The following is a 15,783-nucleotide window of genomic DNA, read 5'->3' on the forward strand; positions in this document are numbered from 1 at the left end:
CGGTTACCGGAAGCCCAGCAATCGCGGGATCGCGAGGGCAAGATCGGACCAGAAGGCAAACAGGAACAGCACACCCAGTTCCGCCAAAAGGAACGGCCAAAGCTGGGCAGCAATTTTTTCAAGCTTTTCACCCGTGACAGACGACAGCACGAAAAGGCAGGCCCCCACGGGCGGCGTCATCAGGGAAATGTTAAGCGCAAGGACAAAGATGATCCCGGCATGGATCGGGTCCATGCCGATCTGAACCGTCAATGGCACCAGAACCGGTGCTAGAATGATCAGGATCGCATTGATATCCATGACCATCCCGATCATCAGCAACAGGGCGACGATCATGAAAATGACCATATAGGGATCAGACGATAGGCTCAGCACAAGGCTTGCGACTTCCTGCGGAATGCGATTGAAGCTCAGCCACCAGCCAAGGATCGACGCAAAGGCAATGATGATGAAAATCACCCCCGTAACACGCGCGGTGCGGATCAGCATCTTGAAGAAATCGGCAAATGTCAGCGCACGGTAAATAAAGATACCGATAAACAGCGCATAGGCCACGGCGACCGATGCCGCCTCCGTCGGGGTGACAATCCCGCCCAGAATGCCGCCCAGAATGATCAAAGGCATGATCAGGGCCGTGATTGATGATTTGAAAATCTTCCAGATTTCCAGAAGGCTTGCCCGACGTTCGTTTTTCGGCAGGTTCTTGGACCGGGCGGTTACCGCAATCACCGTCATGCAGATCAGACAGATCATAAGCCCCGGCAGGATACCGGCGGCAAACAACCCGCCAATCGAGACCCCCATCAACGATCCGTAAACAACCATCAAACCCGACGGCGGAATGGTCGGGCCGATGATCGATCCGGCGGCCGTCACCGCACAGGCATAATCCCGCCGATAGCCCCGTTCAACCATGGCTGGCACCAGTGTCTTGCCAAAGGCCGCCGCATCAGCAGTCGCCGCCCCGGTCAACCCGGCGAAGAAAACCGACGCCAGCATGTTGGTATGCGCCAACCCACCACGAAAATGCCCGACAAGCGCCTGCGCAAACAGGACAAGGCGGCTGGTGATGCCGATATGGTTCATGATTTCGCCCGCCAGAATAAAGAACGGCATGGCAAGAAACGGGAAAACGTTCAGACCGTTAAAGACCTTGCTGGGCCCCTGAACAAGGAACATGCCCCCGCCCATGTCATAAAGGCCAATCACCCCGGCAACGCCAAGGGCAAAACCAATCGGCATACCCAGAACCATCAGAACGACAAAAGCAATACCGACGATCATTCTGCGCCCTCCGCCAGATCAATGGGAACAAAACGTCCCTGATCGCGAAGTGCGACCAGCAACAGCTGAATGGCAGCAAGAAGTGACGCAACCGGCACCGCCGCATAAGGCAGTGCCAGCGTCATGCCAAAAATCATCGCCTGACGGCGCATACCGCCCACGGCAAAATCAAAGCCATAAATCGCCAGATACAGAAACGCACACAGCGCAATCAGATCGACACAGAACAGCACCGTGCGCTGAACCGGCTTTGGCGTATTAAGGATAAACATCCCGATGCCGATATGTTCACGCCGCGCAATCCCGGCCGATACCGCCAGAAGCGCCGCCCAGATCATCAGATAGCGCGCAAGTTCTTCGGGCCAGGGCAGTTGCCAGTGGAAAATGTAACGATCAATCACGCCCAGCCAGACATCCAGCACAAGGGCCAGCATCAGGACGGCAATCACTCGTTCGACCACCCAGTTTAACGACCGGCTGATCATTGCGGCTGTGGTTTCAACACGGCGCAGCGCCATCTTACTCAATCTCTCCGCTGATGAATGTTTTGTGTAATTTTTCTACACATTGAGGATATTTTTGTAGCTTGTCTACATATTTTTACACCATAATCTTAGATATCACCCCAAATGTTCCGAGACGAATGATATTATAGGTAGTTAAACTACATTTTTACCTATATTATTGGGTCACCTGCCCAAAACCACCGTAAGACAACAACGGCGATCAAGCATTTCGGCAATCAACGCCCTACCCGCTTTGCGGTTAAATCCGGCAGGATGGGCAATCTCGGGATCAAGATCGCAGCTATCGCCTGCAAACTGAAAAAGTGATATTTATCAGCGGGGTGTTGGCAACAACACCTCATATTCGAAAATGATCGGAACGCTTGCATGCAACCTACTGTCGATATCATCAGCCTCCTGCGTCGAAAGGCCGGAACCTTTCCCGCACGCGAACAACGGGTTGCCGACTACGTTCAGGATCATTTGCAGGACGTCACCACCATCGCGCTTTCCGATCTTGCGCAAAAGGTCGGCGTCAGCGAACCGACCGTGATCCGGTTTTGCCGGACCCTTGGGTGCGACGGGTTTCGTGATTTCAAAATACGGCTGGCGCAGAACCTTGCGGTCAGTATGCAATATCTTGCCCCCGAAGATCTGGCCGACGACACAACAGCCGCCGACGTGCTTTCCAATCATGTATTGGGCGTGATTGTCGATAACCTTCGACTGCTGCGCGATCAGCTTTCAAGCACCGAAATCGACAAGGCCGCCGATATTCTGGCCAATGCCCGCCAGATCGCCTTTATGGGCGTTGGCGGCGGCTCAACCACTGTTGCCTTTGATGCCGCCAACCGGTTTTTCCGGCTTGGCATTCCCGCACAGGCACAAAGTGATGGTTACCTTCAGCGCATGCTGGCCTCGACCTTTGGCGAGGAAGATGTGCTTTTTGCCATCTCCACCAGCGGCCGCCCGACCGAACTGATCCACAGTGCCGCCATTGCCCGCCAATATGGCGCAAAGGTCATCTCCATGACCCACCCGCAAAGTCCGCTTGCCGCCGAAAGCGACCTTGTGATTGGCATTGATATGCCTGAAAACCCTGATATTTATAAGCCAACGGCCACCCGGCACGTTTTTCTGGCAACCATCGATATCATTGCCACTGCGGTTGCCCGGCGCACGCCGGACCGAACGCTTGAAAAACTTCGCCGGATCAGGTCATCTTTGCTGACTCTCAATCCGCCGACAGGTCGCCAGCCCATCGGCGACTAATCACGCCACCATCCCATCGAGGCCCCAATGACCCGTACTGCCTTTATCGGCGAATGCATGATCGAGCTTGCCGGAACATCCCCCGGCAGCATTTTTGGCGCGGCGAACCTTGGCTTTGCCGGGGATACGCTAAATGGTGCGACCTATATGGCACGCACCAGCCGCCTGCTTGCAGCGCCTGATACAGATGTTTCCTTCATCACGGCACTGGGCACCGATCCCTATAGCGATGCGATGATTGCCGCCTGGCAGCACGACAATATCGACACATCACTGGTCCGCCGGATCGATGGCGCCCTGCCCGGTCTTTATGCCATTCAGACCGATGAAACCGGCGAACGCAGCTTTTCCTACTGGCGCAATGATGCCGCAGCCAAACAGATGCTTCAGGGCGGCCACGATGCCGTGTTGCGCGATGCGCTTCGCGGGTTTGACTGCCTTTATCTTTCGGGGATCACACTGGCAATCCTGTCTGATAAAGACCGCCAGACCCTGATCAGCATTGCAAAGGATTTTGCCAAACAGGGCGGCAAAGTCTGCTTTGATACCAATCACCGTCCGCGCCTTTGGGCCGATCAGGACGATGCAATGGCAACCTATCTGGCGATTGCCCCCCATTGCCACACCGTCCTGCCGACATTTGACGACGACAGCGCGCTGTTTGGCGATGCAACGCCCTCTGCCACGGCCAAACGCTGGCATTCGCTTGGCGCGACTGAGGTTGTTGTAAAATGCGGCGGCGAACCAACCTTTTATTCGATCAGGGATGGTGAAACCGGCACCGTAACACCGCCCAAGGTCACCGATATCATCGATACGACATCGGCCGGGGATTCGTTTAACGGATCATACCTTGCCGCCCGCAATGCCGGGCGTGACGTGCCCGCCGCGATTGCGGTTGCGCAAAAGGTTGCCGGCCGCGTGATTTCACGGCGCGGTGCGCTGGTTGATATCAGCGATATCAAACTCGATCAGTAATCCAGCCGGAACTGAACACCGGCCTTGCTGTCGATTTCGGTGGTTTCACTGGTGACACTGATATTTGGTGTCAGTTCGATTTCGACCTCGACCCCGCTTGACCCCGGGGTCGTTCCGGTTTTGGTGCCGACATAGACCCCGTCCGTCAGGTATTTTCCCACCTTGACGTTCGGGCCGTCTTCGCCGCCGCCCACCTGCAAAACATCCGCCCCGATAAAGCGGCGCATCGACCCAACAATATCAAGGCCACCGCCACCACCCGAAAGCTCGTTCACCGCACTGGCAAGCTGCACGGCCTCAATCGCACTCAGGCTGCCTTGGGACTTGCCAAACAGGACCTGCGACAGGATTTCATCCTCTGGCAGGGACGGATTGGATGTCAGAACCAGTTCCGGGTCGCTTGCCGGTCCCTGGAAACCGGCGGTGACGGTCAGATCATCAGTGGTATAAACCCCTGCGATATCGAGTAACGGATCGGGCGGTGTCGCACCGGAAAACGTGATCTTGGAATCCTTGATCACGAATGTCTTGCCAATGATATCAAGCTGCCCGCGAAGCGCCTGCAATTGCCCGACAATGATCGGCTCTGCAGTTGTCCCGCTGATATCAAGCTTGCCACCCCATTCGGAATCAAGCCCCCGCCCGCGCACAAACAAACGCCCCGGAATATCAACCGTCACGTCAAGATTGCCGACAAAACCCGATGCCGCGTTTTTCTTTTCCTCTTCTTCCTCACGCTGCCTGGAATCTTCGATATTCTCGACATCAAGCGTCGAGACCGACACTGGCAGCGCAAGGGTCAGGTCGACTTCGCCACGGCGCAGCGTCACATTGCTTTGGATATCAGCAGTCTGTTCGGTTCCGGTAACAGATGCCGTCACATCAGCCCAGAATTGCAGTTCATCCTTACGCGACAGCGCTGCGTTATCAACCTTAAGCTCCGCCTTGTAGCTGACAAGCGGATCGCCATCCAACGTAACCTCGGCCGCCCCGCTAATCCGGCCATTACCGCCATCGGTTGCCGAGATTTCCGAAACCCGCAAACCGTTCTGATCAAAATCGCCATTGATCGTGATCTGCTTTAACAGCGTGCCATATTCCAGATGCTCATACGCCCCACCCGAAAGGGCGATATTGCCATTCCAGTCAAGCGCATCAAGTGTACCCTTGGCGACCACATCAAGTTTGAGATTGCCAGACATGACATGATCTGGGGCTGGGACATAAGGCCAGAATTGCGCGATTTCGCCATCAACCTTGACCAGCGCATCAATCGGAGCAACCGGATCAAGGGTGTAATCCTGTTTGAGTATGGAAATACCAAGCGGCACGGTACCGCGCGCCTCTACAATCTGGGCCTCATCATTGCCAAGTGTCGCATTGCCATCGAACTGACCGTCACGCAACGCCAGATCAAGCACCATTTCAAATGGCTTCAGGTCCTTGACCGCGACGGTCGTGATCTTGCCAATCCCGCCCGAAACGGTCGCCACCGGCAGTTCCCCGGCACGTTCCGACATCTCAGCGGTGATATTCATTGTGCCGTCCAGCCCACTCAGGCCAAACATCTCTCCCCACGGGCCTAGTACCAGCTCGGAAATCTGCGCTTCGGCCGCAAAGCTTTTCTTTGGCGTCAGATCAAGCTTGGCAATCACCTGCCCCGCGCCGACATTCAATGCCGCATCAAGCTTCTGCTGCCCTTTGCCAGTTTGGCTAAACAGCAATGGTTCACGAAGGGCGATGTTCTGGCTGCCGATATTGATATCAAGCTGATCGGCACGAACATTGATGCCATCCGAAAGCCCAAGTTCGACGGTGCTATCGAGTTTAATCGGGATAGTGTCGCGAAGCTGACCATTGGCATTCGTTACAATTCCAATGGCCGAAAGGTCGCCGGAAATCTCGGTCTGCAACTCATTGATGGCAAGCGGCGCAAAACGAATATCACGCCCGTTCAGGGTCAAATCAAAACCGGGCTTTTCAAACGCGTTCAGGATCGAACCGGCAAGAACGATTTCTTCGATTGCGGGCGGCTCTGTCCCTTCTTCGGCGGCAAGCCGAATGCCTTTGATGTTCGCATTCACATCAATCTGCTGCTGGCCCGATTTCGGGACAAACGCCACATCGGCGGTTAGCGCACCATTCGTCACCGACGCCCCGAAATCCGACAGCATCACCGCATCGAGTTTACGCACCGAAAGCTTGCCACGCATCGGCACCGCGTAATCTGGCAACATCAGGCTACCGACAAGCTCAAGCCGCTCACCGCTCAGGGCAATGTTATCCACCCGCAACCCATCCGCGGGCAAAACCACATCGGCCGTCAGATCGTAATTGCGCCCCATCAATGCAAACCCGGCCTTGTTGATCAGCGACAATACCGCCTGATCGGACCAGCGCATTTCGCTCACAAGAGCGATTTTTTCAAACTTCTGCCCACCGGCCAAAACCGATGGCGTTGAAAGTTTGATGGTCCCGACCGGTGTCGCGATATCCCCATCAAGATTGATCGCAACCGTCGCCGAGGCGATGGAAACACCGATATCAGGTGGCACCACGCCGGGCTGAACCGAAAGTTCAGATTTGACCGACAAATCACTGAATTCATTTGAAATATCTATCTGCGCCGGACCGGAAACCATCGCAGTGACAATCTGATCAAGCGTGATCGACAGATCAAATGCATCACTAACCACAAGCTTGCCATCGATGGTCGGCGTCGCCCCGACAATGCGATCAAGATCGGCAATGCCAAACCCGGCCTGATCGGCCTTGATTGCAATATTCGCCGCACCACCCTGCTCAGCCGACCATGCCAGATCGCGTATCGCAACCTGCCCAGTGCCAGTCAGATCAAGCCCCGAAATCGGCGCAAAGATCGAAAGGTCTGCGACATCGGCAATCAGTTCGCCATCCGTCACCACCATCACGTCATTGATATCGGCCTTGCCGTTAACCGAAATGCCCGGCGTTGTGATATTGATTTTGCCAAGCGCAAACTTGCTGAAATCCGGTGCGATTGCCGCATCAAGGGCAACCTGCAGCGTAGTGCCCAGCATCGCACCAAGATCGGCATCCTGCCAGTCATTGCCCGAAACATCGATCCGGCTTTGAACAGAAAACCCGTCCCCGTCACCACGCAGATCGGCATCAAGTGCCAGCGTCGCGATGGTTGATACCGGCGTTACGACCTTGTCCCCACGCAGCATCACCGTCACATCAGGCAATTCAAGCGGCCCTTCGGCATGGGCGGTCACATCAAGCCCGCCCCATGTCACGGCATCCTCGATCAGGCCCGATGTCGCCGGATCAATATCCCCGTGCAGATCGACCAGAAGAGTACTCTCATCAAAATCGATTTCCGCCGTCGCGCCAATCGTCGCAAGCCCGGATTTCGCGATATCGCCGCGCGTGACCGAAAGGATACTGGCATCCGCATCAAACTGCCCGCCAATGCCCAAATCAAGATCACCCTGCAACGGTTCGGGAAGCTGATCGGCCAGTTCTCCCTGCGTTGCCAGAACACCATCAAGGTCAAACCCGATCCGGCTGTCATCAAGCCGCAAGCCCAAATCACCGCCAAGCGTCACAAGGTCACTTGCCGCAAGTTCAATCCGCCCTTTCCAGCCTGTCGCCGGGCCATCCCCCTTCAGGCTGATCGTGATATTTGGCGCATCTTCGGGTGCCAACCCGGCAAGGGTCATGACCAGCCCTGCACGATCAAGCTCGCCTTCGATATCGGCCTTTAGTCGCTGCGCATCGGCATCAAGATCAAGCTCGACACGCAGCCGGTCAATGCTGTCATCAAGCGGTTGCAGATCAAGTGACAAGGCCGCTTCAAGGTTTTCGCGAATTGCCGCACTGGCGCTTAGACCGTATTCAAAGCTTTTGCCGCTGGCCGGATCGGAAATACGCACATTGCCAAGCGCCAGTTTGCCAAGCTCGATGGCCAATGGCGGCGCAAAACCGCCCGATGCGGCCTCTTCGTCCTCTGCCGTTTCATCTACGCCCGACATATCAGGCAGAACGACGTCAATCACGGCACTTTCAATCCGATCAATACGAAGCGTCCCACCCAAAAGGGCAAGCGGGGACCAGTCAAAACCGAACTGACTGACATCCACGGCCAAGCCGGATGACGGCATCGATAACGACAACCGATCCAGCGAAAGCCCCGTCCAAAGGCTGCCCTCGATCCGGCCCAGTTCGAAATCGCCCTCTATCGTCTTTGCAACCGTAGTGTTTAACCACGGCGTTAGCGCACGCAATACCGGCCCGGTCCCCGCAATACCGACAATCAGGATCACGGTCAGCAAAAGACATGTGAACGCAATCGTGCCACGCCGCACCCATTTGGCGACCTTTCCGCGTTTGGTGGCTCTCGATGGTTTCGGATTTTCAGGCGACGTCAAAATGCTTGTCCAAGGCTAAGATAAATCTGGAAATCGTCATCAACATTGTCACGCTTATCAAGCGGCACGGCGACATCAAAACGAAGCGGACCGACCGCCGTGTAATAACGAAAACCAAGCCCTGCCGCCCAAAGCAGATCAAGGTCTTCGGGGTCACTTGCCTCAAACACGTTGCCGCCTTCGATGAATGGCACGATGCCAAAGCTTTCCGTCAGACGCGCCCGGAATTCGATCCCGGCTTCAAGCACCGAACGCCCGCCAAGCGGATCACCATCATCATCAATCGGCCCGACTTTCTGATATTCGTAACCACGCACCGATCCGCCGCCACCGGAATAGAACCGTTTGTTGGCCGGAAGGTCCGATCTGTCTTCGCCGATGATCATCCCCGCACGAGCACGCCCTGCCAGAACGTAATCCCCGTCCTCGTCAAAGGCGAAATACTGCGATCCATTGAATGAAACGGATGTGAATTGCGCGCTCGGGCCGCTCAGACTGGTATAGGGCGATAGGTTGAATTCAAGCCGGTTGCCCTCGGTCGGATCAAGCGGATTATCGGTGCTGTCGCGCCGCAAAACACCCCGCAAACCGCCAAGATAGAATTGCTCATTGGGCGAATCTGCCCCCGTCAGGTCGGAATATTCCGCCGTTGGGCCAAGCGTAACCGACCAGTAATCGCCAAACTTGCGTTCGACCCCGACAAAGCTTTCGACCAGTTCGCCGTCATAGGCATCCGTGCTGTAACTCTTGGCCGAAGCATCCGCGACCAGCGCCTGACGCCGCTTAAGAAACTGCGGCTTGCGGAATGCAGCTTCAAGGCCCTGGCTTTGCCCCGACCCTTCGATACCAAGTCTGAGCCGTTCTCCCGCCCCGAACAGATTGCGGTTTTCCCAGAACGCATTCGCCCCAGGCCCGTCGGCAGTTGAAAAATCAACCCCGCCACCAATCGTGCGATGTTTGCGTTCGTGCACTTCGATCTCGACGGGGATTTCACCATTTTCGGCAACCGGCCCGACCGGTTTGACGATCACGCTGTCAAACAGGTTCGATTGCGCCAGATCGCGGCGCGTCGTTTTGACTTCTTCGGGGGAATATTTCTGCCCTGGTTTCCAACTGCGATAACCGGCGATGAAATCCTCATCAACACTTTCAGCCCCTTTGACATTGACCTTGCCAAAATTGGCTTGCGCCCCGGTAATCAGTTCATAGGTCACCGAAATGGTCTTTTCGGTGGTATTGGCGATCACGGTTCGCTTGCCCGCTTCCACCAATGGATAACCTCGATCACGCATGATATCGACGGCATATTGTTCGGCCAGAATAATCGGATCTGCGGCTGCACGCTGTCCAAGGTGCAAATTCGACCGCTCAAGCTCCTCATCCGTGGCCTCGCGTTTGGTCGTATGGTCCGGACGGACAATTGAAAATTTCACTTCAGACAGAAGATAGGGCTGCTTGACGTCGACCTGATAAATCAGATCGACCGGATCAGGTTGTTCCCCACCCGCCGGAGCGCCAGCAGCCGGCTCGCTTGTCGCGCTGACAACGTCATCGCCATCGCCGCCATTTTCGTCGTCCGATATGGTCGGATCATCGGGTTCGGCCTTGCGGATATTGAACGCGACCTGCCCGTCATAAAACCCGAAGGCCCGCAAAACGGTCTCGAACCGCTCCACATCATCCTCCGCCCGGCGCTCAAGCCCGGCAAGTGATGGCGTGGGACGCGATTGCAACCGGATCGATGTGCTGACTTCGCGCAACGCATTGATCAGCTTTTCCTCCTGCGGATCAATACCTTCTATCTTGACCTGATAGGGGATCTGGACACCCAACACATCCTGTGCTGCACTATCGCTGTCCTTACCGAACCCAAATTCGGATAAGACACCATCCCCTGAACATCCCGAAACGGCTGACCCCATAAGCAGAACAGACACAACACCAATGCCACGCAGTCTGGATTTGCGGCTGTAGCGTTTACCCCTGTTCACCAAAGACGTCCCCAATATTTTCACTCGGTCCCGATAGACTTATGCAACGGCCGGCTGCATTCGTCGCGCAGTCCGATCCATTTATTGTTTTAAGGCACTTGCCAAGCGCCTGCCATCTTTTCATTCTATACACTGGTCGAAGACGCCAAGGCTCAGAAAGCATGAAATAATGGCATGGCTGTGATCGTTAAACGCACTTGTCATAAAAATGTGCCCGGCTTACTCGAAGTTGAAGGCTATTTTTTTGCCATTGCCACCCAAAAGCCGGAGGCCCCCTAAGTGAACTCCAACGCGACATCAAATTCCTCCCTGCCCGTTATCATCCGCACAGCAACCCGGTCCGATCTGGATGGCCTTTGCGCTCTTGAAAGCGGCAGCTTCACAAGCGACGCGATTTCACGATCGGGCTTTTCGCGCTTCCTGCGCCAATCTTCCGCCCGTCTTCTGGTCGCCGATGCCGGCGAAAGCGGAACACCCGATATCGTCGGTTATGGCCTGCTTTTGCTGCGCGCCAATACGACAACGGCACGGATTTATTCGCTGGCAATTTCCGATAAGTGGCGCGGCAAGGGCCTTGGCACCCAACTTCTGGCCGGGCTTGAAAACCTGGCGATTGATGCCGGATGTGTGCGTATCCGCCTTGAAGTCCGTGTTGAAAACAGCAATGCCCGCAATCTTTATGATCGCCATGGCTATCAACAGATTGCCGATCTGCCCGGTTATTACGAAGACGGGGCCGATGGCATTCGCCTGCAACATGATCTTTATGATATTCCGACCGAACGGTCCCCTGCGGTTGCAACCGGTGCCCCCCTGATCCTTGTGGACCGCCTCAAAGACCTGCCGTTTCAGGTGCCCGGTGCGCGCATCATGCGGGTGCGCGAATATCTTGCGCTTGACCACGGGGTCCGCAACCGGCGTGTGATCAACCTGTGTCAGTCCTATGAATATCTGTCACGCGGCTATTATTGCAGCCTGCTTGCCGCCGCACGCAGCGAACGCGTGATCCCCGAAGCCGACGTGCTTCTGGATCTGAACTGGAAACGGCTGCAAAAAACCGCCCGCGCGGAAATGAGCTCGCAAATCGTCGAAGCATTGACCAAACCCGGCGATCACCCGACCAGAATTGACGTCTTTTTCGGCCGCACCGTCGATAAGCGTTTCCGCGATATCGCGCAACGCGCCTTCGATCAGTTCCGCTGCCCGATCCTGCGCCTGCATCTGAACCCGTCGGATAAGAAAATCCTGCGCGAAATCGAAGCCCCGGCCCTAAGCCAACTGGATGCCGAAGACCTTCCCGCCTTTGAAAGTGCCATTCGTGCCTATCTGCGCGGTCGCGTGCGAAAACCGGCATCTGGCGGCAATCCACCAAGTGCGCTGGTGGCAATCCTTCATGATCCCGACGCGGTTCTGCCGCCATCCGATAACGACGCATTGGCCCTGTTTGTTCAGGCCGCAGCCGACCTTGGTGCCAAGGCCGAACTGATCACCGCCAAGGATTTCCACCATCTATCGGAATTTGATGCGCTGCTGATCCGCGAAACCACCGCCCTTGATCATCACACCTATCGTTTTGCCAAGCGCGCGCGCAAGGAAGGCATTCCGGTGATTGACGATCCGGACTCAATCCTGCGCTGCACCAACAAGGTCTATCTTGCCGAATTGCTGCGCACCCATCGCATCCCGGCCCCGCGCAGCATGATTTTCGATAAACGCCGCATTGCCGAAATCGGCAAGCTGTTCAGCTTCCCCTCGGTCCTGAAGGTGCCAGATGGCTGCTTCTCGCGCGGGGTGCGCAAGGTGAAATCGCCCGAACATCTGGCCGAAGTCGCAACCGAAATGTTCAAAAACTCGGAACTTCTGGTCATTCAGGAATATGTCGAAACCACCTTTGACTGGCGCATCGGCGTTCTGGGGGGCGAGCCGCTCTTTGCCAGCCGCTATTTCATGGCGCCGGGCCATTGGCAGATCGTCAAACATGAAGATGATGGCAAATCGTTTGAACAAGGCGGTTTTGAAACTGTCGCGGTTGAAGACGCCCCGGCCGATATTGTTTCAACCGCCCTTGCCGCAGCCCGCCTGATGGGCGATGGGCTTTATGGTGTCGATATGAAGGAAACGCCGCGCGGCCCGATGGTGATCGAGGTCAATGACAACCCCAGTATCGATGGCGGGGTCGAGGATGTCGTTCTGGGTATGGATTTGTATCGCCGGATCATCGCCCATCTTCTGGGCAAGATCGCACGCCCCTGAAGGTCTTCGGACACTCGAAATGACAAACAAAGGGTCGGTTTATCCGGCCCTTTTTTCGATGAACACTGCCGCCTGAAGCTTGTCCCGGCCATAGCGCGCCATAAGGTCAAACTCGTTGCGCAGGATCGGTGTCGATACGCAATCGCTGCCACTAAACGGTTCGTGATCCTCGCCAATATCAGGATCGGTGACATAGACATACCGGTCATCAAATCCCGAAACCACGACCCAATGCGGGATTTTATCGCCGTAAATCCGATACTGGCTGATCAGAACAAGCGCGATCTTGCCCTGTTTTGACCGTTCCTCGATTTCCGCAATGCTAAACGGCCCGGTGGTCACCGGAATGCCTGCTTCACGTGCCTGACGGGCGAAATCATAATGCACCAGCTCCACGACCTCGCGGTTTTTGGGTTCGCGCACGGTATCGACAAAAAGCGGCCCGTCTCGGCTGCTTAAAACCTCGACATCAAATCCGCGCCGATGTGCCGCAAGTCCAAGGCCAAGTGGCCCGCACCCGCCATGCCCCGACGTCATGAAAATCGTCGTCGCCTCCCGCCAAAGCGCAATCTCCTGATTGCGATCCATTTCAATATCGGGATCATGGGCATTCATCGCCATCATCAACGCCGCCGGACCACAGGTAAACGGCAATGTCTGATGATAAAAATGGATCGGTGATGGCCGACGCAATGATTGCGGCACCAGAACCCGTTCCATACGCAACGCGTCGGAATGGTCGGGATAATAATCCGGATAAAGCGCAAATTCGCGGTAACCTGCCGCCTTGAACAGACGGATCGCCGTATCGTTATCCAGATTGACTTCAAGACGCAGGATCGGCGCGCCGAAATCAAGGCTCAGCTCCTCGGCCCGGTTCAAAAGTGCGCGGCCAATACCCAGCCCACGATGTTCGGCCAGCACCGCCATGGAATAAAGCCGCGCCATCGCAACGTTGGACCTGAAAATCACCAGCGCATAGCCAATCACCCCCCCGCCCTTCTCGGCAACGCACAGACGCGCGGTATCGATACCAAGGAAACGCTTGAACGCGCGGCGTGACAGACGGTCGATGGCAAAAGATTGGTTTTCGATGGCACAAAGGGCATCCAGATCGCCCTCGACCGCCATACGAAGTGATAAGTCGCTCAAAACGGCACCTTCAAACACATGGCATGCGCGCCATTGTCGCGCGCCGTGACCATATCGTTCTAATCTCTCGAAACTTAAAGTGCAATTTTGGCAGATGTGTCACGCAAAAACGCTATCCTGCCTCTACGGTCGCGATGCCGTCGCCATCCTGATCCGGGTTGATGATCATTGGGTCAAGGGCGGCAATCGCGGCATATTGGGATAAAAACACCTGCCCGCTCAGATGCGATAAAAACGCGGTGCGCGCCAACCGGTCCATCACCGGTCCCTTGACCTCAGATAGATGGAATTTAACCCCGGCATCGCGCAGACGCAGATTGATATCTTCAAGGCTTTCAAGACCGCTGGCGTCAATTTCATTAATCGCCGGACACATCAAAATCACATGCGCCAAACCCGGATTCTTCGCCACCAGATCATAAATCCGGTCTTCCAGATAACGGCTATTGGCAAAATAAAGACTTTCATCGGGGCGTACTGTTAAAACCCGCGTGCCGGTCAAAACCTGATGTCGATGGATATTGCGAAAATGTTCGGTTCCAGGCACCAGACCGACCACCGCAATATGCGGGCGGCTGGTGTGATGCAGATGCAAAATGATCGACAGCAGCACACCGCTGATCACCCCCGGCTCGACACCAAACAAAAGCGTTACGGCAATGGTTGCCATCATCGCGCTGAAATCGCGTTTCGAATAAACCCAGACCCGCCGGATCGCCGCAATATCCACAAGGCTTAATACCGCGACAATGATGGTTGCGGCCAATGTCGCATGCGGCAGAAAATACAAAAGCGGCGTTAAGAAAAATGTCGCCGCCCCAATCGCAATCGCGGTTATCAAACCGGCGGCGGGTGTTTGCGCCCCGGCATCGAAATTCACCACCGACCGGGCAAACCCGCCCGTCACCGGATATCCGCCCGAAAAACCGGCGGCGATGTTCGATGCGCCAAGGGCAATCAATTCCTGATCGGGAACAATGCGCTGGCGGCGCTTGGCCGCCAATGTCTGGGCAACCGAAACCGATTCAACAAATCCGATCACGCTGATCAGCAATGCCGGCACCAAAAATTGCACGACAAGTTCCGGGTCAAAGGATGGGATCGACAGCCCGGGAAACCCGACCGGAACATCGCCAACAATCCGCACGCCCACCGCCGCCAGATCAAACTGCCAGACCAGCCATGTTGTGACGATCACCACCAGAACCGGCCCCGCCTTGGTCAAGAACGACGCCCAAACCCTGGCCATCCCCAACCGCACCAGAAGCGACCCCATCGACATCCGCACCCAAAACAGGAAAATCAGGCTGCCAATCCCGATCAAAACCGTCGAAAGGTTGCTGCCTGCAACGGATCGCACAATCGCAATCGCGGTCTGCACCGCATTTCCCGACGGGATCTGAAGGCCCAGAATATGGCGCACCTGCCCCAACGCGATCAGGATGCCCGATGCGGTAATGAAACCTGATATGACCGGATGGCTCAAAAAGCTGGCCAGAAATCCCAAACGGAAAATCCCCATCGCCAGCAACATCAAACCCGACATCACCGCCAATGTCACCGCCGCCATTAGGGCATTAACGCCCTCGGGCAATTGTGCCGCCCCAATGGTCGATGCCGTCATCAATGAAATGACCGCAACCGGCCCGACGGCCAGGGCACGGGACGTGCCAAACACCGCATAGGCAATCAATGGCAGGATAGAAGCATAAAGCCCGACTTCGGGCGGCAATCCCGCCAGCATCGCATAAGCCAGACTTTGCGGGATCAACATTACCGTCACGATCACCGCCGCCGTCATATCGTTGGCGGCGTCGTGTCGGTTATAGGTCCGTCCCCAGTCAAGGATCGGAAAATAACGGTGCAACCGTTTCACATTCGGCACTCCGGGCCATCAAGGCCACAAATCACGTCGGCCCGTTTCCGCCAATGGCC

The 15,783-nt window shown here is 55.9% G+C and carries 9 protein-coding genes; 3 read left to right on the forward strand and 6 right to left on the reverse strand.

Annotation, left to right across the window (positions count from 1 at the left end; translation table 11 throughout):
* Positions 1-3 precede the first annotated feature (3 nt).
* The gene (locus tag TH3_RS11075; RefSeq protein WP_007089339.1) at positions 4-1,284 is read right to left on the reverse strand and encodes a TRAP transporter large permease; all 1,281 of its coding nucleotides are present in this window, start codon (positions 1,282-1,284) and stop codon (positions 4-6) included.
* Positions 1,281-1,802: a TRAP transporter small permease gene (locus tag TH3_RS11080; protein ID WP_007089338.1), complete on the reverse strand. Its 522-nt coding sequence runs from the start codon at positions 1,800-1,802 to the stop codon at positions 1,281-1,283. Before TH3_RS11080 ends, TH3_RS11075 begins: the two co-directional genes overlap by 4 nt.
* Before the next feature lie 375 nt (positions 1,803-2,177).
* Here TH3_RS11080 and TH3_RS11085 point away from each other — a divergent pair, with 375 nt between their 5' ends.
* On the forward strand, positions 2,178-3,062 hold the full coding sequence (locus tag TH3_RS11085; RefSeq protein WP_007089337.1) for a MurR/RpiR family transcriptional regulator: 885 nt from the start codon (positions 2,178-2,180) through the stop codon (positions 3,060-3,062).
* Positions 3,063-3,089: 27 nt separating this feature from the next.
* Complete coding sequence (locus TH3_RS11090) at positions 3,090-4,040, forward strand: sugar kinase (RefSeq protein ID WP_007089336.1); 951 nt, start codon at positions 3,090-3,092, stop codon at positions 4,038-4,040.
* On the opposite strand, the gene TH3_RS11095 is transcribed toward TH3_RS11090, so the two are convergent.
* Together TH3_RS11095 and TH3_RS11100 are read right to left on the reverse strand one after the other, a co-directional pair.
* Positions 4,034-8,452, reverse strand: a complete 4,419-nt coding sequence (locus TH3_RS11095; RefSeq protein WP_007089335.1) for a translocation/assembly module TamB domain-containing protein — start codon at positions 8,450-8,452, stop codon at positions 4,034-4,036. The genes TH3_RS11090 and TH3_RS11095 overlap by 7 nt on opposite strands.
* Positions 8,449-10,443: an autotransporter assembly complex protein TamA gene (locus TH3_RS11100; RefSeq protein ID WP_007089334.1), complete on the reverse strand. Its 1,995-nt coding sequence runs from the start codon at positions 10,441-10,443 to the stop codon at positions 8,449-8,451. Before TH3_RS11100 ends, TH3_RS11095 begins: the two co-directional genes overlap by 4 nt.
* A 279-nt stretch (positions 10,444-10,722) precedes the next feature.
* On the opposite strand from TH3_RS11100, the gene TH3_RS11105 reads away from it, so the two are divergent.
* On the forward strand, positions 10,723-12,696 hold the full coding sequence (locus TH3_RS11105) for a GNAT family N-acetyltransferase (protein WP_007089333.1): 1,974 nt from the start codon (positions 10,723-10,725) through the stop codon (positions 12,694-12,696).
* Positions 12,697-12,735: 39 nt separating this feature from the next.
* Here TH3_RS11105 and TH3_RS11110 read toward each other — a convergent pair whose 3' ends face one another.
* Both TH3_RS11110 and TH3_RS11115 read right to left on the reverse strand, forming a co-directional pair.
* Entirely contained in the window at positions 12,736-13,848 is a 1,113-nt protein-coding gene (locus tag TH3_RS11110) for a peptidase C39 family protein (RefSeq protein WP_233421752.1), read from the reverse strand.
* A 112-nt stretch (positions 13,849-13,960) separates the two neighbouring features.
* Positions 13,961-15,724, reverse strand: coding sequence for a SulP family inorganic anion transporter (locus TH3_RS11115; RefSeq protein ID WP_007089331.1), 1,764 nt, complete (start codon positions 15,722-15,724; stop codon positions 13,961-13,963).
* Positions 15,725-15,783: the final 59 nt, after the last annotated feature.

It is taken from the genome of Thalassospira xiamenensis M-5 = DSM 17429 (assembly GCF_000300235.2).
GTDB classification, from domain to species: Bacteria; Pseudomonadota; Alphaproteobacteria; order Rhodospirillales; family Thalassospiraceae; genus Thalassospira; species Thalassospira xiamenensis.

What these genes read in the sequence shown, in the direction of transcription:
- TH3_RS11075 (WP_007089339.1), bottom strand. Translation starts at nt 1,284, where the DNA reads ATGATCGTCGGTATTGCTTTTGTCGTTCTGATGGTTCTGGGTATGCCG.
- TH3_RS11080 (WP_007089338.1), bottom strand. Translation starts at nt 1,802, where the DNA reads ATGGCGCTGCGCCGTGTTGAAACCACAGCCGCAATGATCAGCCGGTCG.
- TH3_RS11085 (WP_007089337.1), top strand. Translation starts at nt 2,178, where the DNA reads ATGCAACCTACTGTCGATATCATCAGCCTCCTGCGTCGAAAGGCCGGA.
- TH3_RS11090 (WP_007089336.1), top strand. Translation starts at nt 3,090, where the DNA reads ATGACCCGTACTGCCTTTATCGGCGAATGCATGATCGAGCTTGCCGGA.